This is a genomic window from Afipia sp. GW821-FHT04G03 (genome assembly GCF_059419985.1).
This window is the reverse complement of sequence record NZ_JBWKSV010000001.1, coordinates 34,114-60,308: the sequence shown is the minus strand read 5'-3', so window position 1 is coordinate 60,308 and position 26,195 is coordinate 34,114. Positions and strand designations below refer to the sequence as shown.

Genomic DNA, 26,195 nt, shown 5'->3' with positions numbered 1-26,195 from the left:
ATGAGAAACGATCGCCGCCCTATCCTGCTCGCCAATGCCCGCCTGATCGATCCGTCTCGCGATCTCGACGGACCGGGCGACGTGCTGATTGCCGATGGCTCCATCCGCGACGCGCGGCGTGGCATCGGTGTCGCCGGAGTCCCCGAAGGCACAGACATTATTAATTGCGCCGGCAAGGTGGTCGCCCCCGGCCTGATCGACATGCGCGCCTTCGTTGGCGAGCCCGGTGCCGGCCACCGGGAAACCATTGCCTCAGCGAGTCTGGCGGCAGCGGCGGGCGGCATCACCACCATCGTCTGCCAGCCCGACACCAAGCCCGTCATCGACAATTCCGCGACGGTGGATTTCATCCTGCGCCGAGCGCGCGACACCGCCATCGTCAACATTCATCCCATGGCCGCGCTGACCAAGGGCATGAAGGGCGAGGAAATGACCGAGATCGGCCTGCTGAAAGCAGCGGGCGCGGTGGCCTTCACCGACGGCGACAGCAGCGTGATGAACGCTCTGGTGATGCGCCGCGCGCTGACCTACGCCCGCGATTTCGATGCGCTGATCGTGCATCACACCGAGGACCCGCATCTGATCGGCGAAGGCGTGATGAACGAAGGCGAACTTGCTTCGCGGCTCGGCCTGTTCGGCATTCCCAACGCTGCCGAAGCCGTGGTGCTGGAGCGCGACATGCGCCTCGTGGCGCTCACCGGCGGGCGCTATCACGCAGGCTCGCTGACCTGCATCGACTCGCTCGATGTCCTGAAGCGCGCCAAGGAAGCCGGCCTCAACGTCAGTGCGTCGGCCTCGATCAATCACCTGACGCTGAACGAGAACGACATCGGCCCCTACCGGACCTTCCTCAAGCTGTCGCCGCCGCTGCGCACGGAGACCGATCGTCTCGCGCTGGTCGCGGCCGTCGCATCCGGGCTCATCGACGTCATCATGTCGGATCACAATCCGCAGGACGTCGAGGTGAAGCGCCTTCCTTTCGCGGAAGCCGCCCCCGGAGCCATCGGATTGGAGACCATGCTGTCCGCAGGACTGCGCCTCGTTCATTCCGGCGACCTCGAACTGAAAGCGTTGATCCGCGCCATGTCCACGCGCCCCGCCGAATTGCTCGGGCTGCCCGGTGGATCGCTGCGGCCGGGATCGCCCGCCGACGTGATCGTGATCGATCTCGACACGCCGTGGGTGCTCGATCCGGCGGACCTCAAGTCGCAATGCAAGAACACGCCGTTCGATGAAGCGCGCTTTACGGGCCGCGTCGCGCGCACCATCGTCGGCGGACGCACGGTCTATGAACATGTGTGAGGCAACATGATCGGCACTCTCCTGCTGGCGCTGGCCTTCGGTTACCTGTGCGGCTCGGTGCCGTTCGGGCTGATCCTCACAAAGCTCGCCGGCACGCAGGACCTGCGCTCCATCGGCTCCGGCAACATCGGCGCGACCAACGTGCTGCGCACCGGCAACAAGGGTCTCGCCGCCGCGACACTCCTTGGCGACATGCTGAAAGGCACGCTCGCCGTGATCGTCGCGGGATATGTCGCGGGACCCGATGCGGCGATTTCAGCAGGCGTCGGCGCGTTCGCCGGTCATCTTTTCCCGGTATGGCTGAAGTTCAAGGGCGGCAAAGGCGTCGCCACCTATATCGGCGTGCTGCTCGGATTGTTCTGGCCGGCCGCGCTTGCATTCTGCGGCATCTGGATCGCCGTGGCGCTGATCTTCCGCTATTCGTCGCTGGCGGCGTTGATCGCGAGCGCGGTCATTCCACTGATGCTGTTCTGGTCGCAGCACGTGACGCTCGCGCTGGTGTTCGCCGTGATGTCCATCGTGTTGTGGATCATGCACCGCGCCAACATCAAGCGGCTGATGGACGGCACCGAGGGGAAGATCGGGAAGAAGGGGTAATTCCTTCGCAACCGGGATTGTCCACATCCTGAAGTTGCGCAACACTCCCGTCCCACGGGGGCCGCGTGGACATCAAAACGTCAGCCACGACCAGATTGACCGACGCGCAGCGCATCGACTGGCTGCGCCTGATCCGTTCCGACAATGTCGGCCCGCGTACCTTCCGCTCCCTCGTCAATCATTACGGCAGTGCACGCGCGGCGCTGGACCGTCTGCCTGATCTCGCGCGGCGCGGCGGCGCGGCAAAACCCGGACGGATCTGCACGCAGGCCGATGCCGAACGCGAGATCGCGAACAGCAGGCGGATCGGCGTCACGCTGCTCGCGCCCGGTGAAGCCGGTTACCCGCCTCGCCTCGTCCTGATCGACGATGCACCGCCGCTGCTTGGTGTCCGCGGCGCGCTTGAAGTCGAGATGCGGCCGATGATCGGCATCGTCGGCTCACGCAACGCCTCAGGCGCCGGATTGAAATTCGCACAGACGCTATCGCGTGATCTCGGTGACGCCGGTTTCGTCATCGCATCGGGGCTGGCGCGCGGCATCGATCAGGCGGCGCATCGCGTCACGCTTGAGAGCGGCACCGTCGCCGTGCTGGCCGGCGGTCACGACAAGATCTATCCGCCCGAACACGAAGACCTGCTGACGGCGATCATCTCATCCGGCAGCGGCGCGATTTCCGAAATGCCGCTCGGCCACGGCCCGCGTGCGCGGGATTTTCCCCGGCGCAACCGGCTGATCTCGGGCGTCTCGTTCGGCGTCGTCATCATCGAGGCCGCGCATCGCTCGGGCTCGCTCATCACCGCGCGCTTTGCCAACGAGCAGGGCCGCGAGGTGTTCGCCGTGCCCGGCTCGCCGCTCGATCCACGCGCCGCCGGTACCAACGATCTCATCAAGCAAGGCGCGGCACTGGTGACGGAGGCGGCCGACGTCATCAACGCGGTGCAGCCGATCATGGGACGTCCGGTCGAATTGCCGATCGGCGAATCCGACGACAGTCAGCCGATGGACGACGAACCCGCCGCCGACGAACGCGCGCGCATCGTCAATCTGCTTGGCCCCTCGCCCGTCGGCATCGACGATCTCATTCGCATGGCGGGTGTTTCAGCCGCCGTGACACGGACCATCCTGCTCGAACTCGAACTGGCAGGACGGCTGGAGCGCCACGGCGGCGGGATGGTCTCGCTTCTCTAATTCCTATCCGCGATAGATCGGCGCGCCGGCCGGCGATGATGTCGCGCCGCCGTCGACAAAGATCTCCTGACCCTGGACATGCGCGGCATCGTCCGACGCCAGAAACAAGACAGTCTTGGCGATGTGATCTGCTTCGCCCATGCGCCCGAGCGGCGTTGCGCGCGCGATGCGGGACTCAAGCGCCTTCTCGGCGTCGGGCGTCGCGATCCCCGGCCCCCAGATCGGCGTGCGCGTGCCGCCGGGCGCGACGACGTTGATGCGAATGCCGCGCGGCGACAGTTCGGATGCCATCACGCGCGCCATCGCGCGAACGCCGGCCTTGGTCGCCGCGTAAGCCGAGTATCCCGGATTGCCGAGCACGGAGATGACCGAGCCGTTGAGAATGATCGACGCGTTGTCGTTGAGATGCGGCAGCGCGGCCTGCACCGTGAAGAACACCGATGTCAGATTGGTGCGGATCACACTCTCGAACGTCGCGAGCGTCGTGCCGCCGACCGGCGTGTTGCCCGCGATGCCCGCGTTCGCGAAGAGAATGTCGAGCTTCCCGAACTTCGCCGCGGCCGACACGAACGCCTTCTCCAAAGCGCCTATGTCGTTCGTGTCGGCCTGAACGGCAAAACCGTTGGTGCCCAGTTCCTTGGCGGCCGCATCCAGCCTTGTCTGATCCCGGCCCGTAATGACGACTTTCGCGCCCTCAGCCGCGAACAGCTTGGCGGTGGCCAGGCCGATGCCGCTGTTGCCGCCGGTGATCAGCGCGGTTTTGCCCTTCAATCGCATGGAACTCTCCTGGTTCAATCTAGTTTAATAATGAAACCATACTTGCTGAGTAATGCTTTTAGTTTTATGATGCAACCAGAATGTCGTGACCGGAGGGTCTGCTCGTGAAACGCAAGAGTCTTCAAGGCGATCTGTGCCCCATCGCGCGGTCGCTGGACGTTATCGGCGACTGGTGGTCGCTGCTGATCGTGCGCGACGCGCTGCTGGGCGCGCGGCGCTTCAGCCAGTTTCAGAAAAATCTCGGGGTGGCGAAGAATATCCTCACCGTGCGCCTGCGCACGCTGGTCGCGGAAGGCATTCTCGAAATCAGTCCGGCGTCGGATGGCGGCGCCTATCAGGACTATGTGCCGACGGCGAAGGCGCGCGGACTTTTTCCGGTGCTGGTCGCGTTGCGGCAGTGGGGCGAGCAATTCGTGATTCAGCCCGGCGAGGAATTCAGCGCGCTGGTCGATCGGAAGGATGGTTTGCCGCTTCGTACGCTGGAGATCCGCGCGCAGGATGGACGTCTGATCAATCAGACCGACACACGGATCGCGACCCCGGCTTCAGCCTGAACCCCTGAACTAGAAACGACCGGGCCGCGCCTGCCGCCGGGCGAAATCATTCGCCTCGAGTTGCGCCATTTCGAGCAGATGCGTCAGCATATCCAGCCGATGGGTACGCGAGAGCTGCGCCAGTTCCGCCACCGTCTCAGCAATGAAACTCGCCGCTTCCGCCGGACCGCCATCGGCGGTCGCCGGTTCGGTCTGCAAGAAATCGCTGCGACCGTCGCGCGCGGCCATCTATGCAAACCCTTCAAGGCCAGAATCGTCAATTTAAGAGCATTTTTACATGATACACGCATAAATTGCACAATCGCAAGTACCCATAAAATACAACCTGGGGGCGAATTCGGTAACCAAGGCCGGAGCGATCACCATCTCACGATTTGACAGAGGACCCCCTTTTACCCATGTATCGGGCAAGCCAGCCTGATGGAATCTTGCGATTCCGGCCCGCGTATCCCCTGTAAGTCATTGGAATCTTATGAATCTCGTCATTGTCGAGTCGCCTGCGAAGGCCAAGACGATCAACAAATATTTGGGCTCCTCCTACGAGGTTTTGGCCTCATACGGTCACGTCCGCGACCTGCCGGCCAAGAATGGCTCGGTCGATCCGGAGGCGAATTTCCAGATGATCTGGGAAAACGATCCCAAGGCGGCCGGCCGTCTCAACGAAATCGCCAAGGCGCTCAAAGGCGCCGACAAGCTGATCCTCGCAACCGACCCTGATCGCGAGGGCGAAGCCATTTCCTGGCATGTGCTCGAGATCATGAAGGAGAAACGCGCGCTCAAGGATCAGAAGATCGAGCGTGTCGTCTTCAACGCCATCACCAAGCAGGCCGTCACCGAGGCCATGAAGAACCCGCGCCAGATCGACGGCGCGCTGGTCGACGCCTATCTGGCGCGCCGCGCGCTGGATTATCTGGTCGGCTTTACCCTCTCCCCCGTTCTCTGGCGCAAGCTGCCCGGCGCGCGTTCGGCCGGCCGCGTGCAGTCGGTGGCCTTGCGGTTGGTCTGCGACCGCGAACTCGAAATCGAAAAGTTCGTGCCGCGCGAATACTGGTCGCTGCTCACCACGCTGGCGACGCCGCGCGGTGAATCCTTCGAGGCGCGCCTTGTCGGCGCAGACGGCAAGAAGATTCAGCGCCTCGATATCGGCACCGGCGCGGAAGCCGAGGATTTCAAGAAGGCGCTTGAAGCCGCCAACTTCACCGTCACCACGGTCGAAGCCAAGCCCGCGCGCCGCAATCCGCAGTCCCCGTTCACGACATCGACACTGCAGCAAGAAGCCAGCCGCAAGCTCGGCTTTGCGCCTGCGCACACCATGCGCATCGCGCAGCGCCTTTACGAAGGCATCGACATCGGCGGCGAAACCACCGGACTCATTACTTATATGCGTACCGACGGCGTGCAGATCGATCCGTCCGCCATCACGCAGGCCCGCAAGGTGATCGGCGAGGACTACGGCAAGGCCTACGTGCCGGATACGCCGCGCCAGTACACCTCCAAGGCCAAGAATGCGCAGGAAGCGCACGAAGCCATCCGCCCGACCGACCTGTCGCGCCGTCCGTCTTCGCTGAAGGCCCGGCTCGATAACGATCAGGCCCGGCTTTACGAATTGATCTGGATGCGCACCGTCGCAAGCCAGATGGAATCCGCCGAGATGGAGCGCACCACCGTCGACATCGCCGCAAAAGCAGGCGCGCGGGTGCTCGAATTGCGCGCCACCGGTCAGGTTGTGAAGTTCGACGGCTTCCTCGCGGTCTATCAGGAAGGCCGCGACGACGATCCGGAGGACGAGGACAGCAAGCGCCTGCCGGTCATCAACCAGGGCGAAAACCTCAAGCGCGAGAAACTCGACGTCACCCAGCACTTCACCGAGCCGCCGCCGCGCTTCTCGGAAGCCTCGCTGGTGAAGCGCATGGAAGAACTCGGCATCGGCCGACCTTCGACCTATGCGTCGATTCTTCAGGTGCTGAAAGATCGCGGTTACGTGAAGCTCGAGAAAAAACGGCTGCACGGCGAGGACAAGGGCCGCGTCGTGGTCGCGTTCCTCGAGAACTATTTCGCGCGTTACGTGGAATTCGACTTCACCGCCGATCTCGAAGAGAAGCTCGACAAGATTTCCAACAACGAAATCTCGTGGAAGCAGGTGCTGGCCGACTTCTGGAAGGACTTCATCGGCGCGGTCAATGACATCAAGGATGTGCGCGTCACCGAAGTCCTCGACGTGCTCGACGCGATGCTCGGTGAACACATCTATGAACCCCGTGCCGATGGCGGCGATCCGCGCCAGTGCCCGAGCTGTGGCAACGGCAAACTCAATCTGAAAGCCGGCAAGTTCGGCGCCTTCGTCGGCTGCTCGAACTATCCCGAGTGCCGCTACACCCGGCCCCTCGCCGCTTCGAGCGGGCAAAGCGACCGTCCGCTCGGCAAGGATCCGGTCTCGGGCCTTGAGGTCATGGTCAAGGCCGGACGTTTCGGCCCCTACATCCAGCTCGGCGACGCCAAGGATTACGGCGAAGACGAGAAGCCGAAGCGCGCCGGCATTCCGAAAAACATGTCGCCCGCCGATGTTGAACTCGAACTGGCGCTGAAGCTGTTGTCGCTGCCGCGCGATATCGGACCGCATCCGGAAGATGGCGAAGTCATCGCCGCCGGCATCGGCCGGTTCGGCCCGTTCGTGCGCCACGGCAAGACCTATGCAAGCCTGGAGGCCGGCGACGACGTTTATAATGTCGGTCTCAATCGCGCAGTCACGCTGATTGCCGAAAAGGTTCTGAAAGGCCCCAGCCGCCGCTTCGGCGCGGACCCCGGCAAGCCTGTCGGAGAGTACCCAGCGCGTGGCGGCACCATCATGGTGAAAACGGGACGCTACGGCGCCTACGTCACCATCGATGGCATCAATGCCACGATCCCGAGCGACAAGACGCCCGAGACCATCACGCTGCCCGAAGCCATCGCGCTCATTGAAGAGCGTGCAACCAAGGGCGGCGGCAAGCCGAAGCGTGGCGCGAAGAAAGCTGCGAAGAAGCCTGCCAAGGCAAAAGCCGCGGCAGCGACCAGCGATCTCAACGGTGCCGAGAAAGTTGCGAAGAAGCCGGCTGCGAAAAAGAAAGCCGCCGCCAAGCCGGCGGCGAAAAAGGCTGCGCCCAAGAAGGATGCTGCCGAGCCGGTCTCTTTGAAGGCCGCCAAGGAGGCCAAGACCACCAAGGCGGCAGCGCCGAAAGTTGCAGCGGCCAAAATCACCAAAGTCGCTGAAAAGAAAAGCGCCGGTAAAGCACGCGGATAATGAAAAAGAAAAGCGACGCGACAAACGTCTTTCCCGACAGGGAGAGCATTGTCGCGTTCGTCAAGGCGCAACCCGGTGAAGCCGGCACGCGCGAACTCGCCAAGCATTTCGGACTGAAGAACGAGTCCCGCGCAGCGCTGCGGCGCATCCTGCGTGAGTTGGCCGACGAAGGCTTGATCGAAAAGCGCGGCAAGAAAGTCGCAGAGCCGAAATCCCTGCCGCCGACCATCGTCGCCGACATCACCGGACGCGACAAGGACGGCGAGTTGATTGCGTCTCCGGCCGAATGGCTGGAGGAAACCGACGGCCCTGCCCCGGTCATCCGCATTCACGTCCCGCGCCGCCCGCCGCCCGGCACCGCCGCAGGCGTCGGCGACCGTGCATTGCTGCGCATCGAGAAACCCGACAGCAAGCACGAGAAAGCCTATCGCGGCCGTGTCATCAAGCTGCTCGACAAGGCTAAGACCCGTGTCCTTGGAATCTTCCGCTCACTGCCGAATGGTGACGGCCGGCTGATCCCGATCGACAAGAAACAGGTCGGCCGCGAGCTTGCCATCGCCGCCAACGATTCAGGCGGCGCGCAGGACGGCGACCTCGTCAGCGTCGAACTGATGCGCTCGCGCGGTTACGGACTGCCATCGGGCCGCGTGAAGGAACGCCTCGGTTCGCTGAAGACCGAGAAGGCCGTCAGCCTGATCGCGATCCACTCGCACGAGATCCCGCAGGAATTCCCTGCCGACGTCATTGCGGAATCCGAAGACGCGAAACCTGCGACCCTCAGCGGCCGCGAGGACTGGCGCGACGTGCCGCTCATCACGATCGATCCGCCGGATGCGAAAGACCACGACGACGCGGTCCACGCCGAGCCCGATGCTGACTCGAACAACAAGGGCGGCTACATCGTCAATGTCGCCATCGCCGATGTCGCGTTTTATGTGCGGCCACAAATGCCGCTGGACCGCGAAGCGCTCAAGCGCGGCAACTCGGTTTACTTCCCCGACCGCGTCGTACCGATGCTGCCGGAGCGCATCTCGAACGACCTGTGTTCACTGAAGCCAGGCGAGCCGCGCGGCGCGCTCGCCGTACGCATGGTGATCGACAAGGACGGCCGCAAGCGCTCGCATACGTTCCACCGCGTGCTGATGCGCTCGGCCGCGAAACTCAGTTACGCGCAGGCGCAGGCTGCCATCGACGGGCGGCCCGACGACATCACCGGGCCCCTGCTCGATCCGATCCTCAAGCCGCTTTACGACGCCTATGCGGTGGTCAAGCGCGCGCGCAACGAGCGCGATCCACTCGATCTCGATTTGCCTGAACGGAAAATCCTGCTGAAGACGGACGGCACCGTCGACCGTGTGGTGACGCCAGAGCGGCTCGACGCGCATCGCCTGATCGAGGAATTCATGATCCTCGCCAATGTCGCCGCAGCCGAGACGCTTGAAAAGAAAGCATTGCCGCTGATCTATCGCGTGCATGACGAGCCGTCGGTCGAGAAGGTTCACAATCTGACCGAATTTCTCAAGACCCTCGACATGCCGTTCTCCGCCACGGGCGCGCTGCGCCCTGCGGTCTTCAACCGCATTCTTGTGCAGGTGAAAGGCCGCGACGCGGAGTCGATGGTGAACGAGGTCGTGCTGCGCTCGCAGGCGCAGGCCGAGTATTCCGCCGAGAATTACGGACACTTCGGTCTCAACCTGCGCCGCTACGCGCATTTCACCTCGCCGATCCGGCGATACGCGGACCTGATCGTGCATCGCGCGCTGATCCGCGCGCTCGGGCTCGGCGAAGGCGCGTTGCCCGACACCGAGACGTTTGAAACACTCACCGAGGTCGCCGCGGCCATTTCGCTCACTGAGCGCCGTGCCATGAAGGCGGAACGCGAAACCGCCGATCGCCTGATCGCGCACTTTCTCGCGGATCGGATCGGCGCGACGTTCGAAGGGCGGATTTCGGGCGTCACACGCGCAGGATTGTTCGTAAAACTGACGGATACCGGCGCCGACGGCCTCATTCCCGTTCGCACGCTGGGAAGCGAATATTACAACTACGACGAAGCCCGCCATGCCCTGATCGGATCGCGCAGCGGAGCCATGCATCGGCTAGGTGACGTGGTGCAGGTTCGTCTGGTAGAAGCTGCGCCGGTGGCGGGCGCGCTGCGGTTCGAGTTGCTGTCCGAGGGGCGACCTGCTCCGCGCGGCGGCCGCATCCGCACCGGCCGCGATACCAAGCCGCATCCCGGCGGTAAATCCCGGCCGGGGCGCGACAAGGCCGACAGAAAGAAAAAATCGCGCAAGCCTGCCACTGGCAAGGGGCGCAAACGGAAGAAGGGATAATGTCCCTTCACAGGAGATGTGATGGATAGCCGGACCACAATGCCCGCAGCGACATGGACACAAACCTCCGCGTCGCTTCCCAAGCGCGACGTCTGGCAGGCGATGGCGCGCGGACTGCGGTGCCGCTGCCCGAACTGCGGTGAAGGCAAAATCTTCCGCGCGTTCCTGAAGGTCGCCGACAACTGCTCGGCGTGCGGACAGGATTTGAGCCATCATCGCGCCGACGATCTGCCCGCCTATCTCGTGATCGTGGTGGTCGGACATATCATCGTGCCGATCGCGTTGTGGATCGAGACCAACTACGCGCCGTCCATGCTGCTACAGCTTGCATTCTATCTGCCGTTCACGCTGATCGCGTCGCTGGTTCTGCTTCAGCCGATCAAGGGCGCCGTGGTGGGATTGCAGTGGGCATTCCGTATGCACGGTTTCGATGAGACCCGGCCCGAAGGTGTCGAGGAAGGCACCCTTGCCAAGCTGAACGTGGCGAAATGATCACGCCTGAACGAGAAGAAAAGGAAGACGACAGTCATCCTTACCGGCGCCCGAAAGATGCCGCGACGCTGATCCTTGTCGATCGCAGCGGAAGCGTCCCCAAGGTGCTGGTCGGCAAGCGCCACGACAAGGTCGTGTTCCAGCCCGGCAAGTTCGTGTTTCCCGGCGGCCGGGTCGATGCGACCGACAGTAAGATTCCGGTGGCCGCCGATATTCCCAAGGCGCTTGAGAAAAAACTCGTCGGCGGCAGCCCCCGGATCGCACCCGCCCGCGCCCGCGCACTGGCCGTCGCGGCCATTCGCGAAGCCTGCGAGGAAACCGGCCTCTGTCTGGGCAGGAAAGTCGCGCGCATGAACGGCGCGGCTGCAAAGCTCACAGGCGAATGGAAACCTTTCGCCGACGCCGGGCTGTTGCCCGATCCGTCCGGACTGTTCCTGATTGCCCGCGCCATTACCCCGCCCGGCCGGGTCCGGCGCTTCGATACGCGGTTTTTTACCGCCGACGCATCGTCCATCGCCCACAGCGTTGAAGGCGTCGTCCACGCCGAAGCCGAACTGGTGGAACTGGTCTGGGTCGAACTCGGGTCGCCGTCGCTGGAAGGCCTGCATACGATGACGAAAAACGTATTGCGCGAACTGTCTCACCGCCTCGCAACCGGACCTCTGTCACATGCAGCGGCGGTGCCCTTCTATCACTTCCAGGGCGGCGACTGGCGGCGCGATTTGATCTAGCCACCTCGCCATTCCGCCTGCCCTCAAAAATATCCTGACAATCGTGTGGCCCGGTATTATGGGCGGCTGACATCATCCTCCAAGGATGATTTAACCACCGGGTCATGCGTACCGGTGCCACCATATCGGTCGTCGTCCATGTCGCGGCGATGACTGCGCTTCTCGTACTCGCGGGCGTGCGCCCGTTCGACCCGACGGCTGCCGAAGCCATCACCGTCGAACTGGTCACCCCGGACGAAGCCCCGCCCGCTCCGAAAGAACCTGACCCGACCTACGATTTCCCGACGCTGTCCGAAAAGGACCAGAAACCACCCGCGGAAGCAGCACCACAGGAACAGGCACCCAAGGATCAAGCTCTGCCGACGCCGCCACCGGCCCCGTCACAAAACGCTGCGGCGAAATCAAAGCCGGATACCCGTCAGGCGGCGCTCCAGCAGAAGGCCGCCGAGCAACAAAAGCAGGTCGCCCCATCTCAACCTGCCACGCAGCCCCAGCCACAAGCTCAGCCCGAAGTGCCGACCGCGACGCCCGACATCACCGCGAAATACGGCACGATGTTCGCGATGCCCAACTCCAACACGGGTGATTTCGACGCCAAGGCGACCGCGACTGCAAATATCTCGGTCAAGGACGCCGCGGCCCTGCGCGAACATCTCAAGACCTGCTCGATCCTGCCGTCATCGGTCACGCCGGCGGACAACGTCCGTGTCGTACTGCGCGTATCGCTCCGGCCGGACGGGCGCCTCGCAAAGGAACCATTGCTGATCGAAGCGAGCGCATCCGAAAAAGGGCCCGCGCTGATGCGCAGCGCCATGGACGCCCTTGCGAAGTGCCAGCCCTACGCGATGCTGCCGGCGGAAAGCTACAACGAATGGCGAATGCTCGATCTCAGCTTCACGCCGAAAGACTTCAAGGGCGGATAACGTCGGTCTGCGATCGGCAACAGCTCTCCGAAGCGTGATTGTCGCACAAGAAAATTCATCCCTTTCCGAACGGCAAAAAGCAATAATCGTCCGTGGCGTCGCGCAGCGCGCGCCACCATACAATCTGCTGGTCTCGTCCACGCTTCGCCTTTCCGGGGAAAGAAAAATGAGCTCACGCCAGTTGCGCCTCGGCGCGTTCATGCGTCCCGTCAGCATTCACACCGCCGCATGGCGCTATCCCGGCAGCTTCCCGGACGCCAATTTCAACTTTGGTCATCTCAAACGCTTCATCCAGAAACTCGAACACGGCAAGTTCGATGCCTTCTTCATGGCCGATCACCTCGCGGTGATGAACATGCCGATCAACGCGCTCAAGCGCAGCCATACCGTCACATCATTCGAGCCGTTCACGCTGCTGGCGGCGCTGGCCGGGGCGACGGAACGCATTGGACTGGTCGCGACCGCTTCGACCACCTACGACGAGCCCTATCACGTCGCACGCCGCTTTGCCTCGCTCGACCATATCTCCGGCGGCCGCGCCGGCTGGAACGTCGTGACCACCGGCAATCCGGAAACCGCACTGAACTTCGGACTGGACGAACATGTCGAACACGGCGAGCGCTACAAGCGCGCCCGTGAATTCTTCGACGTGGTCACCGGCTTATGGGATTCGTTCGCCGACGACGCCTTCGTGCGCGACGTCGAGAGCGGGGTTTATTTCGACCCCGAGAAAATGCACACGCTGAATCACAAAGGCGAGTTCCTTGCGGTGAAAGGGCCGCTCAACATCGCCCGTCCGCCGCAGGGCTGGCCGGTCATCGTGCAGGCTGGCGCGTCCGAACCCGGCAAGCAGCTTGCCGCCGAGACCGCCGAAGCGGTGTTCACCGGCGGCGGCACGCTCGCGCAGGCGCAAGCGCTCTATGAAGACATCAAGAGCCGCATGGACAAGGTCGGACGCGACCGCGATCACCTGAAGATCCTGCCGGGCGCATTCGTGGTGGTCGGCGATACGGTGGAGGAAGCGCAGAAAAAGCGCGCGACCCTCGACGGCCTCGTGCATTACGACAGCGCGATCGCCGGTCTCTCCGTGATCCTCGGCACCGACGCATCGAAATTCGATCCTGATGGACCGCTGCCGGACATTCCGGAAAGCAATGCCAGCAAGAGCGGCCGCGATCGCATGGTCGAATATGCAGCCAAGAACAATGTGACCGTGCGGCAGCTTGCCCAGCGCGTCGGCGGTTACGGCGGACTATCGTTCGTCGGAACGCCCGTCACCATCGCCGACCAGATGGAAGAATGGCTGACGACTTATGCTTCCGACGGCTTCAACATCATGTTCCCGTTCCTACCGCAGGGGCTCGACGACTTCGTCGACAAGGTCGTGCCGGAACTGCAGCGGCGAGGCATCTTCCGGAAGGACTATGAGGGCCGCACGCTGCGTGAAAATCTCGGCCTGCCCCGGCCCAAAAACCGGTTTTTCGAAGCCAGCGGGGCCGCCGATGCGGCTGAATAGCCCTGTTTGAGCGGGGTTTCGGTCCGAAAATACGTCCCCATTCGCGCCTCCGGCCCAAGAGCAAGCTTTTGGGATTTAGAGCCTTAAAACCTTGACTTTGGGGCGTTCGGAGCTAGGTTGCGGCCCAAATGCGGCCCTGCGTGTCGGGACTGCTATCGATTCCTGACATTCGAGGTTCTGAACATGGCCAAAGCGGTCACCATCAAGGTCAAGCTCGTTTCCAGCGCGGATACCGGCTTCTACTATGTCGCCAAGAAAAACTCGCGCACGATGACCGACAAGCTCGTGAAGAAGAAGTACGATCCGGTCGCGAAGAAGCACGTCGAGTTCCGCGAAGCCAAGATCAAGTAACGATTTCAGTTATTTACGTTTTAAAGCGGAGCCCTCTGGCTCCGTTTTGCGTTTCAGGTGACGATCTGGCTTTCCGATTCCAAAGCGGAGTGCTGGCGCCATGACCTCGCAGCCCACGAACACCCCGGCCTCCTCCCCCCATCGCATTGTCATCGCTGGCGCGGGCTTTGGCGGCCTGGAAACCGTGCACAGGCTGGCCGGAGCGCCGGTCAGCATCACCATCGTGGACCGGCGGAATCATCACCTGTTCCAGCCGCTGCTTTATCAAGTCGCCACCGCGTCGCTCGCCACCTCAGAGATCGCCTGGCCGGTCCGGCATTTGCTGCGCGGACGCCCGGAGGTGACGACACTTCTCGGCACGGTCACAGGCGTTGACGCCAACGCGCGTCGTGTTCTGCTCGAGGATGGCGGGTCGCTTCCCTACGACACGCTGATTCTCGCCACCGGCGCGCGGCACGCTTATTTCGGCCACGACGAATGGGAGCCGTTTGCACCCGGCCTCAAGACGCTTGAAGACGCGACCACCATTCGCCGCCGCATCCTGCTCGCCTTCGAACTTGCGGAACGCGAGACCGATCCGCAGAAGCGCAGCGCCCTGCTCACGTTCGTCGTCATCGGCGGCGGTCCCACCGGCGTCGAGCTGGCCGGGACCATTGCGGAGCTGGCGAAGGTGACCATGCCACCCGATTTCCGCAACATCGACACGCGCAAGGCGCGCGTTCTTCTCATCGAGGCCGGTCCGCGCGTTCTCGCCGGATTTGCCGAAGACCTGTCAGCCTACGCACAGCAATCGCTGGAACGGATCGGCGTCGAGATCGTGCTTGGCAAGCCCGTCTCGGAATGCACCGCCGACGGCGTGATCTATGGCGGAGAAAAACTGCAATCCAGAACCATCATCTGGGCTGCGGGCGTGCGGGCCTCACCCGCCGCCGAATGGCTCGGCGTGCCTGCGGATCGCGCGGGCCGTCTGGTGGTGTCGCCGGATCTCTCCGTCCCCGGGCATCCGGACATTTTCGCCGTCGGCGATACGGTGGCGATCAACGCGCCCGACGGCACACCTGTCCCGGGTATCGCGCCCGCAGCCAAGCAGCAGGGACGACACGTCGCCAACATCATCAAGGCGCGATTGAAGGGCGACGCCTCCACGGCTCCGTTCCACTACAAGCATTCGGGAAGCCTCGCCCAGATCGGCAAGAAGCGCGCAGTGATCGATTTCGGATGGATCAAATTGCGCGGCGCGCTGGCGTGGTGGATCTGGGGCATCGCGCACATCTATTTTCTGATCGGCCTGCGCAACCGTCTGGCCGTCGCGATGAACTGGCTGTGGATACATACCCGCGACCAGCGCGGCGCACGCCTGATCACACAGGGGCGCGCCACTCTCGATCCCAACAATCGCTGAATGCTTGCAGCTTATGCCGCAGCCGCCACGACGCGGTTGCGACCGTCATGCTTGGCGCGATAGAGCGCCTGATCGGCCCGCTTGAGGACATCCGCGATGGCCTCGCCTTTGGTTTCCAGGGTCGAGATGCCGATTGAAATGGTCACATCAATCCGCTTCGCGCCCTTTTCGACGGCGAACGGTTCACCGGCAATGGACCGGCGCAGGCGTTCGGCGACCATCCCCGCGACATGCAGGTCGGTCTCAGGCATCACGATGACGAATTCCTCGCCGCCGTAACGGCAGGCGAGATCGATGCCGCGGATGGACTTGCGGATGCGCACCGCGAACTCGCGCAGCACATCGTCGCCGGCATCGTGACCGTGATTGTCGTTGATCGACTTGAAGTAGTCGATGTCGAGCATCATCAGCGCCAGCGGCTTCGCCCGCATGGCGGCCTGCTCGGCCAGCGTCGACAGATGGCTTTCCATGTAGCGGCGATTGTGCAGACCGGTCAGAGGATCGGTGATCGCCATTTCGATGGAGTTCTGCACGTTGTCGCGCAGGTGATCGGTATAGCGGCGCTTGCGGATTTGCGTACGCGCGCGGGCGAGCAACTCGTTCTTGTCCACCGGGCGCAGCAGGTAGTCGTTGACGCCGATCTCGAGCCCGCGCAGCAGCCGCGCGTTGTTGTCGGCATCGGCGATCGCGAGAATCGGCACGCTGCGGGTCCGCTCCAATGAGCGCGCCTGGCTGCAGAGGCGCAGGCCGTCGAAATTCTCAAGTCCGAGCGAGACGATCAGCAGATCGTAGTTGCCGTCTGCCGCGTGAAACACCGCCTCTGCGGGATTAGGTTCCACGTCGACGCTGTGTTCGGTGGCAAGCACAGGAGCAAGCCGCTCGTAGGATGACGGACGGTCTTCCACCAGCAGAATACGACCGCCCTTGCCGGTATCGGCGACCGCGTCGCGCTCCGGCGCGTTGACGCCGATCTCCAGCGACGTGATCGCGCGCATCCGCAATTCGTCGGTCATCATCTTCAGCCGCGTCAGCGAGCGCACGCGGGCAATCATCACGACGTCCGACACCGGCTTGGTGAGGAAGTCATCGGCGCCCGCATCGAGGCCGCGCACGCGGTCGGACGGGCTGTCCAGCGCCGTCACCATGATGACGGGGATAAAATGGGTTTTCGGATTCGATTTCAGGCGGCGGCACACCTCGAAACCGTCGATGTCGGGCATCATGACGTCGAGCAGCACGATGTCACACTCGGCGCGTTCGCAGATTTCCAGCGCCTGCATTCCGCAGTTCGCCGTCACCACGTCGAAATACTCGGCTGACAGCCGCGCTTCGAGCAGCTTTACGTTGGCGAGAACGTCGTCAACGACCAGAACGCGCGCGGACATCCAACTCTCCTAGCCGACAAACCGTCGAACCGTCTCAATAAACTTCCCAACCGAAATCGGCTTGGACAAGTACGCCTCGCATCCACCTTCCCGGATACGTTCTTCATCGCCCTTCATCGCAAATGCCGTGACCGCGACAACAGGGATCGCTCTCAAATCGGCGTCCGCCTTGATCCAGCGCGTGACGTCGAGACCGGAAACTTCGGGAAGCTGAATATCCATGAGAATGAGATCCGGCCGGTGCCTGCGAGCGAGATCGAGTGCTTCAACCCCGTTCCGCGTACCGACTGTCTGATACCCATGGGCCTCCAGCAGATCGCGGAAGAGCTTCATATTGAGCTCGTTGTCCTCCACGATCAGGACGGTTTTGGCCACCCTGCTCTCCAATTCCGGCAATATGCCCGTGCGTGCTGAAACCAATGAATTCGCCACGCCGTGATGACTCGGGCATGATGCCTCAAAATAGAGACGATAGGTTACGGAAAGGCAAACGCGATCAATGACAAAAGGCCCTTCAACCCCTCAGGAAGCTGCTGAATTTGTTGCGATTCAGGCCCTCTCCTTCCTTGCGTCGGACCCGGAACGGCTAGGGATGTTCCTGACCGAGAGCGGTATCGGACCGCAAACGTTGCGAACCGCCGCCTCCGACCCGAAGTTCCTCGCCGGCGTGCTGGATTTCATCGTGCGTGATGACGCGACCGTGAAGGCTTTCGCCGACGCCTCGCAACTGACGCCGCAGGCTGTCGCAAACGCACGCGAGGTTCTGGAGCCACGCTGGGAGTGACGCATTGAGCGACCGCCCGCCCACCGATTCGCCGGGGTTCTGCCGTGACTGCCTGTCGGACGCCACGGCCAAAGCCCCGCGCTGCGCGGAATGCGGTTCTCCCCGCCTTGTCCGGCACCGCGCGCTGGGCGCGTTGACGCTCGCCCACATCGATTGCGATGCGTTCTACGCCACGGTCGAGAAGCGCGACAATCCGGACATCGCCGACAAGCCCGTGATCATCGGCGGCGGCAAGCGCGGCGTCGTCTCGGCGGCGTGCTACATCGCGCGCACCTATGGCGTGCGCTCGGCGATGCCGATGTTCAAGGCGCTAGACCTGTGTCCCTCGGCTGTTGTCGTTTATCCTGACATGGCGAAATATGTCCGCGTTGGCCGCGAGGTGCGTCAGGCGATGATGGCGCTGACGCCACTGGTCGAGCCGCTGTCCATCGACGAAGCATTTCTCGATCTGAGCGGCACCACGCTCGTGCACGGCATGATCCCCGCGAAGGTGCTTGCGCGGTTTGCCTCGCAGGTGGAGCGCGATATCGGAATCACCGTGTCCGTCGGACTGTCGGCGAACAAGTTTCTGGCCAAGATCGCCTCCGACCTCGACAAGCCGCGTGGCTTCGCCGTGCTGGATCAGGACGAGGCACGCGGGATGCTGGCCGACCGGCCCGTGGGATTCATCTATGGCGTCGGCCCTGCGTCGCAGGAGAAACTGTCGCAGCGGGGCTTCCGCCTTATCAAGGATTTGCAGCACGCGGACGAGACCGACCTGATGAAGCAGTTCGGCCCCGAAGGGCGGCGGCTGTGGCGGCTGGCGCGCGGCATCGACGACCGGAAGGTCGTTGCGGACCGCGGCGCCAAGACCATCTCGAATGAGACGACGCTGGGAACCGACGTGCGGGATTTCGCAACGCTGGAGAAAATCCTGTGGCGGTTATGCGAAAAAGTGTCGTCACGCCTTAAAAGCGGCGATCTCTCCGGTTCGACCATCACGCTGAAGCTCAAGACCGCGGATTTCAGGCAACGCACGCGCTCGCAATCCATTCAGGTGCCGACGCAGCTCGCCACGCGCATCTTCGCCACCGTGCGCGAAATGCTTGGCCGCGAGATCGACGGCACCGCATTCCGGCTGATCGGCGCGGGCGTCAGCGCGCTCAAGCCAGGCGCGGAAGCCGACGACCAGGACTTGCTGGACCGGCGCACGGCCCACGCCGAACGCGCGATGGACAACGTCCGCAAGAAATTCGGCAACGCCGCGGTGATGCGCGGCATTGCCTATGACGGACCGGCGAAGGGAGAGTGACGGCGCGCCGCCCTGCTCGCGGGCGTTCTACTTACAAGGCTTGGTTTCCTTGATGTCGATCTTGCCCATGGCGCCTGCGATGACGAAGTCGTTGTAGTCCAGCACCAGAGCGCGCGAGACTCCGTCCTCATACAATTCGAAGGACATGGCATAGACCGGCGTCTGCTCGCCCGACTTGGAGGACTGCGCCGCGCGATCGTAATAGCTGACGGTGACCGGCCAGCGCGTCTGCGACTTGAAGGCCTCGTTGCCGGTCGCGGCATCCGGCGTCACCGGCGCCTTGGTGCCCGGGATCGGCTGCCCGATCACGGTCAGCGTGTTGTAGACCTTCTCGCCGTCGTCTGAGCCATCGTAGACCACGAGTTCGAGCAGCGATTTGCCCTCGCGCGCGGCTTCGATGATGAGCTTGACCTGTTCTGTCGGAAAAACCGCGCCGTCGATGGTGAAGGTTTTCACCTTGGGCTGCTTCAGCTGAACCTTGATGGTCTTGCCGTCGCGCTCCGCGATGCCATCCACCGACGACGTGGCGGTGTCGTTCATGCGGGTGTCGATCTTGAAACGATAGGTCTTGCCTGCGGCGTCTTCCCAACTCGTCGAGCGCAGATCGCTCGTCGTGGTCTTGTCCTCGCCGGTGTCGATTTGCGACACTTGCCGGAATTCGGTGGAGTAGCCTTCGCAGGCGCTGCCGGCAAAATTGTACAGGATGCGGCCCCGCGCGCTGTTGACGCTGGCGCCGCCCCGCGACGACTTCAGGCTCAGATCGTAAACCGCCTGATGCGCGAGAAACGAAACCGCCGGCGCTGCCTGAACGGTATTTATACCCGGTGCGAGAAAAGCAGCTGACACCAGCAAGGCAATCGGTCCACAACCTGAAATCCGGCGCGCGCGACGCATGGCGTCTCCTTAAAATATGAGAATCAAAGGATAATAGCCGCAGCATTGCGCCGCAACCGGGGCAGACCAGCGAAATCTCTTCACTTCAGCAGCAAAAATCGCCGTTTCCGCGCGCTTGCATGTGCCACCACGATGGGCGAAATATGACGCGCCCAACATGCGGGACTTCATTACGATTACGGGCAAACATCAAGCACAATATCGGGGAAAAATATGGCGGGAACGGTCGAGCAGAAGTTGAGCGCGCTGGGTGTCGAGTTGCATGAACCCAATGCGCCGGTGGCAAATTATGTCGGCTTTGTGCGCACCGGAAACCTGCTGTTCGTCTCCGGCCAGGTCTGCAACACGCCGGAAGGCAAACTGATTGCGAAGGGCAAGCTCGGCGCGGGCGTGACCGTCGAACAAGGCGCCGCCGCCGCGCGCGGCTGCGCGATCAACCTGCTGGCTCAGGTGAAGATGGCGCTGGGCGATCTCGACAAGGTGGCGCGCGTTGTGCGCCTCGGTGGTTTCGTCAATGCGACGCCGGACTTCCTCGATGGTCCGAAGGTGCTCAACGGCGCGTCGGATCTGATGGTGGCGGCTTTCGGCGACAAGGGCCGCCATGCCCGCACCACGGTTGGCGTTGCCGCCCTTCCCTCTGACGCCGCAGTCGAAGTCGAAGGCATCTTCGAGGTAGCCTGAGCATCATGCTCCAAAAAATAGCACCATGATGTCCCGCGCGCCCGGCTGGCTGACGGCGCGACCCATCGCGCATCGCGGCTTGCACGACCGCGCGCGCGGCATCATCGAGAACATGCCGTCGGCGATAGACGCTGCGGTCGCAGGCAACTTCGCCATTGAGGTCGATCTGCAACCCACCGCCGACAGCGAAGCGATGGTGCATCACGACTACGAATTAGGTCGCCTCACCCAGGGCAGCGGCGAGCTGCGCGCGTTGACCGCCGCACAACTCAGGCAGGTGGGTTTCAAGCACACGGCGGAACACATGATGACGCTCGGCGACCTCTGCGCGCGCGTCGCCGGCCGCGTGCCGCTGGTGCTTGAAGTGAAAAGCCGCTTCGATGGCGACCGGACGCTGGTGACACGAATGGCTGAGGTTCTCGCCAGCTACGCCGGCCCCGTGGCGGCAATGTCGTTCGATCCCGCCCAGGTGATGGCGCTGCGCGAACTGATGCCCCATCTGCCGCGCGGCATCGTCGCGGAACGGCGCTATACCGAGGGCGAATGGAAGCAACTGCCACCTGCGATAACCCGCGAGATGACCGGATTGCGCCATGCCTTCCGGACGCAGCCGCATTTTGTCAGCTACCGGGTCGATGATTTGCCCGCGCCCGCGCCCTGGATTGCGCGCAACATCTTCGGCTGCGCGCTTGTGACATGGACGGTGCGAACACCGGAACAGCGCGCGCGCACCTCCCGTTACGCCGACCAGATGACCTTCGAGGGGTTCATCCCAGAGTAGGCCGAAAGGCGCGATGCCAGATACTTGAAGTCATCCGCGCGAAGGCCGATCTATAATGCTGAACGGTTTCGGTTTTCTCACGGCCACGGTACTCTCCCCCTTTGACGGATCCCTGCGAAATCACTCTTGAAGCGGTGTCCTCCATCGGCCAGATCACGGCCGATGAGTGGAATGCGTGTGCCAATTCAGATGGCAGCTACAATCCGTTTGTGACGCACGCCTTTTTTGCTGCTTTGGAAGAGTCAGGCTCTGCCATCGCGCGCACCGGCTGGGCGCCGCGCCACCTGATCGCGCGGATCGGCGGCAAGGCCGTCGGCATCGTGCCGTGCTACCTGAAAAATCATTCGCAGGGCGAATACGTGTTCGACCACGGCTGGGCCGACGCCTATGCCCGCGCCGGCGGCAGCTATTATCCGAAACTGCAAGCCACCGTTCCGTTCACGCCGGCCACCGGGCCTCGGCTACTGGTGCGCGAAAGCGCGGATGCACCGCGTGTCCGTGAGTCGCTGGCAGCCGGATTGGTCGCGCTCTGCGGCGCGACCCAGGCCTCATCGGTGCATGTCACCTTCGCGCGCGAAGACGAATGGACATTCCTCGCCGCGCACGGATTCCTGCAACGCACCGACCAGCAGTTTCACTGGCGCAACGACGGCTACGGCACCTTCGAGGATTTCCTCGCCACGCTGGCCTCGCGCCACCGCAAGGCGATCCGCCGTGAGCGCCGGGACGCGCTGGCCAACGGCATCACCATTCATCCCCTCACCGGCGGCGACATCACGCCGGACGCATGGGATGCCTTTTTCGAGTTTTACATGGAGACCGGCTCACGCAAATGGGGCCGGCCTTATCTCACCCGCGCGTTCTATGACCAGATCGGCGAGACCATGCCGGACGACGTGCTGCTGGTGATGGCGAAGCGCGACGGCCAGTGGATCGCAGGCGCGATCAACTTCATCGGATCGGACACGCTGTTCGGCCGTCACTGGGGCGCGGTCGAGCATCATCCGTTCCTGCATTTCGAGGTCTGCTATTATCAGGCCATCGATTTTGCGATCCGGCGCGGACTGAAGCGCGTCGAGGCCGGCGCGCAGGGCGAACACAAGATCGCGCGCGGCTACCTGCCGCAGACCACCTACTCCGCGCATTATATCGCCGATCCGGCGCTGCGCCGCGCCGTGCGCGACTATCTCAAGCACGAGCGCGGTTATGTGCAGGAGGCGGTGCGCGAACTGACCGACGCCGGACCGTTCCGCAAGAAAGACGGCGAAGACTAGACGACAGGATTTCTTGCGCTTGACCGCGCCGGTCTTCGCAGCGATTGTTCACGCTGTTCATTTCGAGGCGCTCATGACGGCTTACGACACCAACAACATCTTTGCGAAAATCCTGCGCGGCGAGTTGCCCTGCCACAAGGTTTACGAGGACGAACATACGCTCGCGTTTCTCGACATCATGCCGCGCTCGCCCGGCCATACGCTGGTGATCCCGAAGACCCCGGCGCGTAACATTCTGGACATCGCGCCGGATAGCCTCGCGCATGTCATCCGCACCGCGAAGAAAATCGCCATTGCCAGCAAAAAGGCATTCAACGCCGACGGCATCACCTTGCAGCAATTCAGCGAGCAGGCTGGCGGACAGGTCGTATTCCATCTGCATGTGCACATCATGCCCCGGATGGAAGGCGTCGCGCTGCTGCCACCGGCGAGCCGCAAGGAAGACGTCAAGGTGCTGGAAGATCACGCCACGCGGATCATCGCTGCGTTGAAGGATTGATTTTCCGAAGGTGGTTTAGCCAATCCACCATTTGCTTCCGAGAATGACGATCTCGCCTGCGACCACGCCGGCGAAAACCGACTTTCGCGCCGCCAGATAAACCGCGAAGCCCACCACGGCCGCGCCATAGCGCACCACGTCCGGCACCGTCGCCAGCGCGCCGGGCGGCGAAATCAGAATCTGCGCGATGACGCCGGCGAGAATCGCGACGGCGACCGCCCTCACCCAGACCAGAAACTCAGATCCCTCGTCGATGCCGCCGCCGATGACGAGGCCGATCACGCGCCAGACCTCGTTCGAAAGAAAACCCGCGAGCAGCAGCAACGCGATGGCATGTCCGTCACCGAAAAGCCCGGTCATCTGCGCTTCCTCCAGCGATGAATGCCAAAGGCCAGGGTGCCGGCGGTCACCCCGCAGATCATGATGTCCACGCCGGTGTGCAGCAATTGCACCAGCGGATAGAGTGCAAGCCCGAACGCCAGCGCGAGCTTGTCCACCAGCCGGTTGGCGTTCCGTGCCGTGGACATCAGGAATGTCAGCGGCGTCAGCGCCAGGATCGCGGCGGCCAGCAGCGGCGGCAGATTGGCCGCGAGGCCGTAGCCGATCGTCGTCGCAACACAGCTGAGGAACACCAGCGCGCAGCCGAGCCCGTTGATGAAGGCGATCCGCCGTTCGCGCGGCACATGCGGCAGCAAACGGAAGCCCTCGACCCACACGGTCACCGCCGTCAGGTGCGCCGGCAGCGCGAGCTGGCGCATCTTGGTGTCGGGCGAACGCAGCAACGGCAGCACGGCCACCACCATCGGCAGCAGACGGATCGCGCTGACGGTCACGGCCAGCGCCGATTCCAGCAGCGAGGCCCCGGCGTGAGATGTCGAGATCAGGATGATTTGCGCAGGTCCCGCCCAGACCAGCACCGTGCTGGCCAAGGCCCATCCCAGCGTAAAGCCGGTGTCATGCGCGAAAGCGCCGACGCCGATGAAGGTGCCGAACAGCACCAGCGCCAGAATCGACGACAGCGCGGATTTCACGCCGAGCGCGAAGGCCGCGGACGCGCTTTGCCATTTCGGGGAATCGAGAGCTGGAAGTGCCAAGGGAAAGCTATACCGATGAATCGCCTGATTCATCACGCGGGTGAAACGACCCTGCCGTCAAGAGACGGCGCCCGCCATTTTCAGGATGCAGCGACGCGAAAATGCGTCACGCGGCCGTCTGCGCAGCATGCGTCTCTTGCAGCCGGGCTTAGCACCGCGAGTCAAATGGATCAGATCGACGGCTCGCGCACGGACGACGACAGCGTGCCGAGCACGCACAACGCCGCGAACGCAAGACCGATCATTCCGAATGTCAGCACGACAGCCTCCTGGCGGTGACGCGGAAAAATGTTCCGCTGTACCGGTCCAGATGAGTGGAAAACGGTTTCGCAAAACTTAAAGTCAAATGGTCGCGATGCCGTTAGCATTTCGTTGAGCATAAGACGCCGCGCGCGAATGTAAAAAACCCCTGTAATTATTGAGTTTCTTGCGCGCATTGATTGGCGCGGCCGTTAACCGTCACACGAGATTCAGTGCGCTCGCGCATTTGCAGCCGCAGGCGCGCGGTGTCAGCCGCGTCCCTGTGCGTTCTTCAGAACGATACACGCCTGCCCCGCGCGCTTGATGCGGTCGCACAGGTCGTTCGCGGCGGCGCGCGTATCCGCCCCGACCCGCACCTGATAGAACGTGCGCGTGCCGCGGCTGCGGAAGATCGAACTCAAAATACTGGGATCGCGGTCGCCGATCACAGCGCTCAGCCGCTTCATGGAGCGGGCGTAGGCCGCAAGCGCCCTGTCGCGCGAAAAACCGGCGGCGAGTTGCACGCCCCACGGCATCGCCGCGCCGAGCTTCACGCGCTGTTCAAGCTCCGTGATGAACGGGTTCGGCGCGCGCCGCAGCAGCGCCATCAATTCGCGGCAACCGCCCGGTGCAGCGCGATCCTTGACCTTGCCTTCCTTGCCGGCAGCCGCCCAATCCTCCACCGAGGCACCGGTGATTGCGAAGACATAGTTGCGCGTCTCGGATGGCATGTAGCCCGTACCGGCGATCCATTCCTGCACGCGCCGCGGCCCGGCATTATAGGCCGCCGCCGCAAGTCCGAGATTGCCGAACTGATCGCGCAGTTCGCGCAGGAACTCGGCCGACTTCGGCAGCGCCTGCACGGGATCGAACGGATCGAGCAGACGGCGCTCGCTGGCCGTGCCCGGCATGAATTGCGCGACGCCCTGCGCCCGCTGGCCGTTGCGCGTCACCGGCCCCACCGCATCGGGCTGGAACCGGCTCTCCTGCCAGATGACGCGGGCGAAGAATTCCAGCGGCAGATCATGGGCCGATGCAGCGGACTCGATCATCAGGCACATCGCCTCGCGCGCATCAGCGTCCTTCGCCGTGGCGGCAGCTGGCGCCGGATCGGCGGGCTTTGTCTCAGCCGCCGGTGCGGGCGAATCCGGTTCGTCTGCGTGCGCGATCTGCGGCATCGCCAGCAGCGCCACACCGGCAACCAGACACGCCAGCCGCTTCATCAGGAACCGTCGTTTCATCGGGACCATTTGTCAGACGAGAGTGTCGAAAAGCGGATCGGTGCGAGCGAAACTGCGCAGCGAGTCCGGAAAACTGAATATCCGAAGCAGCTTGCTGAAGATCCCTTATCCATCGGACGAGGATGTTGCCGCATCGCGCATGCCTGTTCGCCAAACCGTTTACGTTAACGAAACCTTTCCACCGCCCGTCATGGCCTCGTCTCCACCTCCAGCTTAGGGTGAACAGACATCGAAAGCGCCGGGATGAGTGACGAGATCGCAGACACCAAATTGGCTTTCGCGCCGGATGGCACGGCGCACGACGTCACATCTGCGCAAACGCACGATGCCGATTGTCCCGCCGATGACACGAGCGACTTTCCAGATGACTTCGTCGTCGCGGCACCGCCCCCGCGCGATGGGCTAAAGCGAGCAACTCGCGCGTTGCTGAAGCCGCTGATCGCCATCGCAACGGCGCAGTATGTCATTGTCACGGCATTGGTCGCATTGACCGCCATCATGGTCGCCTCGGAGGCCGCCAAAGTTATCAATGCGACGTTCCTTCCGATTATCGCCGCGCTGAAACGGTTTTAATTTCGCTGCG

27 protein-coding genes are annotated in these 26,195 nt (G+C 63.1%); 19 read left to right on the top strand and 8 right to left on the bottom strand.

Annotated features, from left to right (window positions below; all coding sequences use genetic code 11):
* From AC07UB_RS00300 to dprA, 3 genes are all read left to right on the top strand, one after another.
* The gene (locus tag AC07UB_RS00300) at positions 1-1,302 is read left to right on the top strand and encodes a dihydroorotase (protein ID WP_492789700.1); all 1,302 of its coding nucleotides are present in this window, start codon (positions 1-3) and stop codon (positions 1,300-1,302) included.
* 6 nt (positions 1,303-1,308) lie between these two features.
* Positions 1,309-1,899, top strand: a complete 591-nt coding sequence (gene plsY, locus AC07UB_RS00295) for a glycerol-3-phosphate 1-O-acyltransferase PlsY (protein ID WP_492789702.1) — start codon at positions 1,309-1,311, stop codon at positions 1,897-1,899.
* Positions 1,900-1,964: 65 nt separating this feature from the next.
* On the top strand, positions 1,965-3,089 hold the full coding sequence (gene dprA, locus AC07UB_RS00290) for a DNA-processing protein DprA (RefSeq protein WP_494652575.1): 1,125 nt from the start codon (positions 1,965-1,967) through the stop codon (positions 3,087-3,089).
* A 3-nt stretch (positions 3,090-3,092) separates the two neighbouring features.
* Here the strand turns inward: dprA and AC07UB_RS00285 are convergent, their stop codons facing one another.
* The gene (locus tag AC07UB_RS00285; protein ID WP_494652577.1) at positions 3,093-3,866 is read right to left on the bottom strand and encodes an SDR family NAD(P)-dependent oxidoreductase; all 774 of its coding nucleotides are present in this window, start codon (positions 3,864-3,866) and stop codon (positions 3,093-3,095) included.
* 104 nt (positions 3,867-3,970) lie between these two features.
* Between AC07UB_RS00285 and AC07UB_RS00280 the strand changes: the two genes are divergently transcribed.
* A complete protein-coding gene (locus AC07UB_RS00280; protein ID WP_494652579.1) occupies positions 3,971-4,420 on the top strand; it encodes a winged helix-turn-helix transcriptional regulator in 450 nt (149 codons plus the stop codon).
* 9 nt (positions 4,421-4,429) lie between these two features.
* On the opposite strand, the gene AC07UB_RS00275 is transcribed toward AC07UB_RS00280, so the two are convergent.
* On the bottom strand, positions 4,430-4,648 hold the full coding sequence (locus tag AC07UB_RS00275; RefSeq protein WP_494652581.1) for a hypothetical protein: 219 nt from the start codon (positions 4,646-4,648) through the stop codon (positions 4,430-4,432).
* A gap of 244 nt (positions 4,649-4,892) precedes the next feature.
* Between AC07UB_RS00275 and topA the strand changes: the two genes are divergently transcribed.
* From topA to AC07UB_RS00235, 8 genes are all read left to right on the top strand, one after another.
* Positions 4,893-7,700, top strand: a complete 2,808-nt coding sequence (topA, locus tag AC07UB_RS00270) for a type I DNA topoisomerase (protein ID WP_494652583.1) — start codon at positions 4,893-4,895, stop codon at positions 7,698-7,700.
* Entirely contained in the window at positions 7,700-10,033 is a 2,334-nt protein-coding gene (gene rnr / locus AC07UB_RS00265; RefSeq protein ID WP_494652585.1) for a ribonuclease R, read from the top strand. The genes topA and rnr overlap by 1 nt, the downstream gene beginning before the upstream one ends.
* A gap of 21 nt (positions 10,034-10,054) precedes the next feature.
* Positions 10,055-10,525, top strand: coding sequence for a DUF983 domain-containing protein (locus AC07UB_RS00260; RefSeq protein ID WP_492789714.1), 471 nt, complete (start codon positions 10,055-10,057; stop codon positions 10,523-10,525).
* Positions 10,522-11,256 (top strand): NUDIX hydrolase, encoded by a 735-nt coding sequence (locus AC07UB_RS00255; RefSeq protein ID WP_492789716.1) that lies wholly within the window; start codon positions 10,522-10,524, stop codon positions 11,254-11,256. The genes AC07UB_RS00260 and AC07UB_RS00255 overlap by 4 nt, the downstream gene beginning before the upstream one ends.
* Before the next feature lie 104 nt (positions 11,257-11,360).
* Positions 11,361-12,179, top strand: a complete 819-nt coding sequence (gene tolA / locus AC07UB_RS00250) for a cell envelope integrity protein TolA (protein WP_492789717.1) — start codon at positions 11,361-11,363, stop codon at positions 12,177-12,179.
* 166 nt (positions 12,180-12,345) lie between these two features.
* Positions 12,346-13,695 (top strand): LLM class flavin-dependent oxidoreductase, encoded by a 1,350-nt coding sequence (locus tag AC07UB_RS00245; RefSeq protein ID WP_492789718.1) that lies wholly within the window; start codon positions 12,346-12,348, stop codon positions 13,693-13,695.
* A 183-nt stretch (positions 13,696-13,878) separates the two neighbouring features.
* Positions 13,879-14,046, top strand: a complete 168-nt coding sequence (rpmG, locus tag AC07UB_RS00240) for a 50S ribosomal protein L33 (RefSeq protein ID WP_002712167.1) — start codon at positions 13,879-13,881, stop codon at positions 14,044-14,046.
* 100 nt (positions 14,047-14,146) lie between these two features.
* On the top strand, positions 14,147-15,448 hold the full coding sequence (locus AC07UB_RS00235) for an NAD(P)/FAD-dependent oxidoreductase (RefSeq protein ID WP_492789720.1): 1,302 nt from the start codon (positions 14,147-14,149) through the stop codon (positions 15,446-15,448).
* Positions 15,449-15,459: 11 nt separating this feature from the next.
* Here the strand turns inward: AC07UB_RS00235 and AC07UB_RS00230 are convergent, their stop codons facing one another.
* Positions 15,460-16,833: a PleD family two-component system response regulator gene (locus AC07UB_RS00230; RefSeq protein WP_492789722.1), complete on the bottom strand. Its 1,374-nt coding sequence runs from the start codon at positions 16,831-16,833 to the stop codon at positions 15,460-15,462.
* A 9-nt stretch (positions 16,834-16,842) separates the two neighbouring features.
* The gene (locus AC07UB_RS00225) at positions 16,843-17,208 is read right to left on the bottom strand and encodes a response regulator (protein WP_492789724.1); all 366 of its coding nucleotides are present in this window, start codon (positions 17,206-17,208) and stop codon (positions 16,843-16,845) included.
* A 124-nt stretch (positions 17,209-17,332) separates the two neighbouring features.
* Between AC07UB_RS00225 and AC07UB_RS00220 the strand changes: the two genes are divergently transcribed.
* Positions 17,333-17,617, top strand: coding sequence for a DUF3572 domain-containing protein (locus tag AC07UB_RS00220; protein WP_492789830.1), 285 nt, complete (start codon positions 17,333-17,335; stop codon positions 17,615-17,617).
* 4 nt (positions 17,618-17,621) lie between these two features.
* A complete protein-coding gene (locus AC07UB_RS00215) occupies positions 17,622-18,908 on the top strand; it encodes a DNA polymerase IV (RefSeq protein WP_492789832.1) in 1,287 nt (428 codons plus the stop codon).
* Between the two features lie 27 nt (positions 18,909-18,935).
* Here the strand turns inward: AC07UB_RS00215 and AC07UB_RS00210 are convergent, their stop codons facing one another.
* A complete protein-coding gene (locus AC07UB_RS00210; protein WP_492789833.1) occupies positions 18,936-19,802 on the bottom strand; it encodes a cell envelope integrity EipB family protein in 867 nt (288 codons plus the stop codon).
* 213 nt (positions 19,803-20,015) lie between these two features.
* Here AC07UB_RS00210 and AC07UB_RS00205 point away from each other — a divergent pair, with 213 nt between their 5' ends.
* The 4 genes from AC07UB_RS00205 to AC07UB_RS00190 all read left to right on the top strand — a co-directional run bounded on the left by AC07UB_RS00205 (position 20,016) and on the right by AC07UB_RS00190 (position 23,037).
* Positions 20,016-20,483 (top strand): RidA family protein, encoded by a 468-nt coding sequence (locus AC07UB_RS00205; protein ID WP_492789835.1) that lies wholly within the window; start codon positions 20,016-20,018, stop codon positions 20,481-20,483.
* A gap of 28 nt (positions 20,484-20,511) precedes the next feature.
* The gene (locus AC07UB_RS00200) at positions 20,512-21,264 is read left to right on the top strand and encodes a glycerophosphodiester phosphodiesterase (RefSeq protein WP_492792642.1); all 753 of its coding nucleotides are present in this window, start codon (positions 20,512-20,514) and stop codon (positions 21,262-21,264) included.
* Positions 21,265-21,365: 101 nt separating this feature from the next.
* On the top strand, positions 21,366-22,538 hold the full coding sequence (locus tag AC07UB_RS00195) for a GNAT family N-acetyltransferase (RefSeq protein ID WP_492789837.1): 1,173 nt from the start codon (positions 21,366-21,368) through the stop codon (positions 22,536-22,538).
* Positions 22,539-22,611: 73 nt separating this feature from the next.
* On the top strand, positions 22,612-23,037 hold the full coding sequence (locus AC07UB_RS00190; protein ID WP_492792643.1) for an HIT family protein: 426 nt from the start codon (positions 22,612-22,614) through the stop codon (positions 23,035-23,037).
* Positions 23,038-23,052: 15 nt separating this feature from the next.
* Here AC07UB_RS00190 and AC07UB_RS00185 read toward each other — a convergent pair whose 3' ends face one another.
* The 3 genes from AC07UB_RS00185 to AC07UB_RS00175 all read right to left on the bottom strand — a co-directional run bounded on the left by AC07UB_RS00185 (position 23,053) and on the right by AC07UB_RS00175 (position 25,594).
* Positions 23,053-23,397, bottom strand: coding sequence for an AzlD domain-containing protein (locus tag AC07UB_RS00185; protein ID WP_492789839.1), 345 nt, complete (start codon positions 23,395-23,397; stop codon positions 23,053-23,055).
* Positions 23,394-24,131, bottom strand: a complete 738-nt coding sequence (locus AC07UB_RS00180) for an AzlC family ABC transporter permease (protein WP_492789840.1) — start codon at positions 24,129-24,131, stop codon at positions 23,394-23,396. The genes AC07UB_RS00185 and AC07UB_RS00180 overlap by 4 nt, the downstream gene beginning before the upstream one ends.
* Positions 24,132-24,640: 509 nt before the next feature.
* Positions 24,641-25,594: a transglycosylase SLT domain-containing protein gene (locus AC07UB_RS00175; RefSeq protein ID WP_492792644.1), complete on the bottom strand. Its 954-nt coding sequence runs from the start codon at positions 25,592-25,594 to the stop codon at positions 24,641-24,643.
* Positions 25,595-25,855: 261 nt separating this feature from the next.
* Here AC07UB_RS00175 and AC07UB_RS00170 point away from each other — a divergent pair, with 261 nt between their 5' ends.
* A complete protein-coding gene (locus AC07UB_RS00170; RefSeq protein WP_492789842.1) occupies positions 25,856-26,185 on the top strand; it encodes a hypothetical protein in 330 nt (109 codons plus the stop codon).
* Positions 26,186-26,195 lie beyond the last annotated feature (10 nt).

Excerpts from the sequence above, each read along its gene's own strand:
- AC07UB_RS00300 (WP_492789700.1), top strand. The coding sequence starts at position 1 with ATGAGAAACGATCGCCGCCCTATCCTGCTCGCCAATGCCCGCCTGATC.
- plsY (WP_492789702.1), top strand. The coding sequence starts at position 1,309 with ATGATCGGCACTCTCCTGCTGGCGCTGGCCTTCGGTTACCTGTGCGGC.
- AC07UB_RS00285 (WP_494652577.1), bottom strand. The coding sequence starts at position 3,866 with ATGCGATTGAAGGGCAAAACCGCGCTGATCACCGGCGGCAACAGCGGC.
- AC07UB_RS00275 (WP_494652581.1), bottom strand. The coding sequence starts at position 4,648 with ATGGCCGCGCGCGACGGTCGCAGCGATTTCTTGCAGACCGAACCGGCG.
- topA (WP_494652583.1), top strand. The coding sequence starts at position 4,893 with ATGAATCTCGTCATTGTCGAGTCGCCTGCGAAGGCCAAGACGATCAAC.
- rnr (WP_494652585.1), top strand. The coding sequence starts at position 7,700 with ATGAAAAAGAAAAGCGACGCGACAAACGTCTTTCCCGACAGGGAGAGC.
- AC07UB_RS00260 (WP_492789714.1), top strand. The coding sequence starts at position 10,055 with ATGGATAGCCGGACCACAATGCCCGCAGCGACATGGACACAAACCTCC.
- AC07UB_RS00255 (WP_492789716.1), top strand. The coding sequence starts at position 10,522 with ATGATCACGCCTGAACGAGAAGAAAAGGAAGACGACAGTCATCCTTAC.
- tolA (WP_492789717.1), top strand. The coding sequence starts at position 11,361 with ATGCGTACCGGTGCCACCATATCGGTCGTCGTCCATGTCGCGGCGATG.
- AC07UB_RS00245 (WP_492789718.1), top strand. The coding sequence starts at position 12,346 with ATGAGCTCACGCCAGTTGCGCCTCGGCGCGTTCATGCGTCCCGTCAGC.
- rpmG (WP_002712167.1), top strand. The coding sequence starts at position 13,879 with ATGGCCAAAGCGGTCACCATCAAGGTCAAGCTCGTTTCCAGCGCGGAT.
- AC07UB_RS00235 (WP_492789720.1), top strand. The coding sequence starts at position 14,147 with ATGACCTCGCAGCCCACGAACACCCCGGCCTCCTCCCCCCATCGCATT.
- AC07UB_RS00230 (WP_492789722.1), bottom strand. The coding sequence starts at position 16,833 with ATGTCCGCGCGCGTTCTGGTCGTTGACGACGTTCTCGCCAACGTAAAG.
- AC07UB_RS00220 (WP_492789830.1), top strand. The coding sequence starts at position 17,333 with ATGACAAAAGGCCCTTCAACCCCTCAGGAAGCTGCTGAATTTGTTGCG.
- AC07UB_RS00210 (WP_492789833.1), bottom strand. The coding sequence starts at position 19,802 with ATGCGTCGCGCGCGCCGGATTTCAGGTTGTGGACCGATTGCCTTGCTG.
- AC07UB_RS00205 (WP_492789835.1), top strand. The coding sequence starts at position 20,016 with ATGGCGGGAACGGTCGAGCAGAAGTTGAGCGCGCTGGGTGTCGAGTTG.
- AC07UB_RS00200 (WP_492792642.1), top strand. The coding sequence starts at position 20,512 with ATGTCCCGCGCGCCCGGCTGGCTGACGGCGCGACCCATCGCGCATCGC.
- AC07UB_RS00190 (WP_492792643.1), top strand. The coding sequence starts at position 22,612 with ATGACGGCTTACGACACCAACAACATCTTTGCGAAAATCCTGCGCGGC.
- AC07UB_RS00185 (WP_492789839.1), bottom strand. The coding sequence starts at position 23,397 with ATGACCGGGCTTTTCGGTGACGGACATGCCATCGCGTTGCTGCTGCTC.
- AC07UB_RS00175 (WP_492792644.1), bottom strand. The coding sequence starts at position 25,594 with ATGAAGCGGCTGGCGTGTCTGGTTGCCGGTGTGGCGCTGCTGGCGATG.
- AC07UB_RS00170 (WP_492789842.1), top strand. The coding sequence starts at position 25,856 with ATGAGTGACGAGATCGCAGACACCAAATTGGCTTTCGCGCCGGATGGC.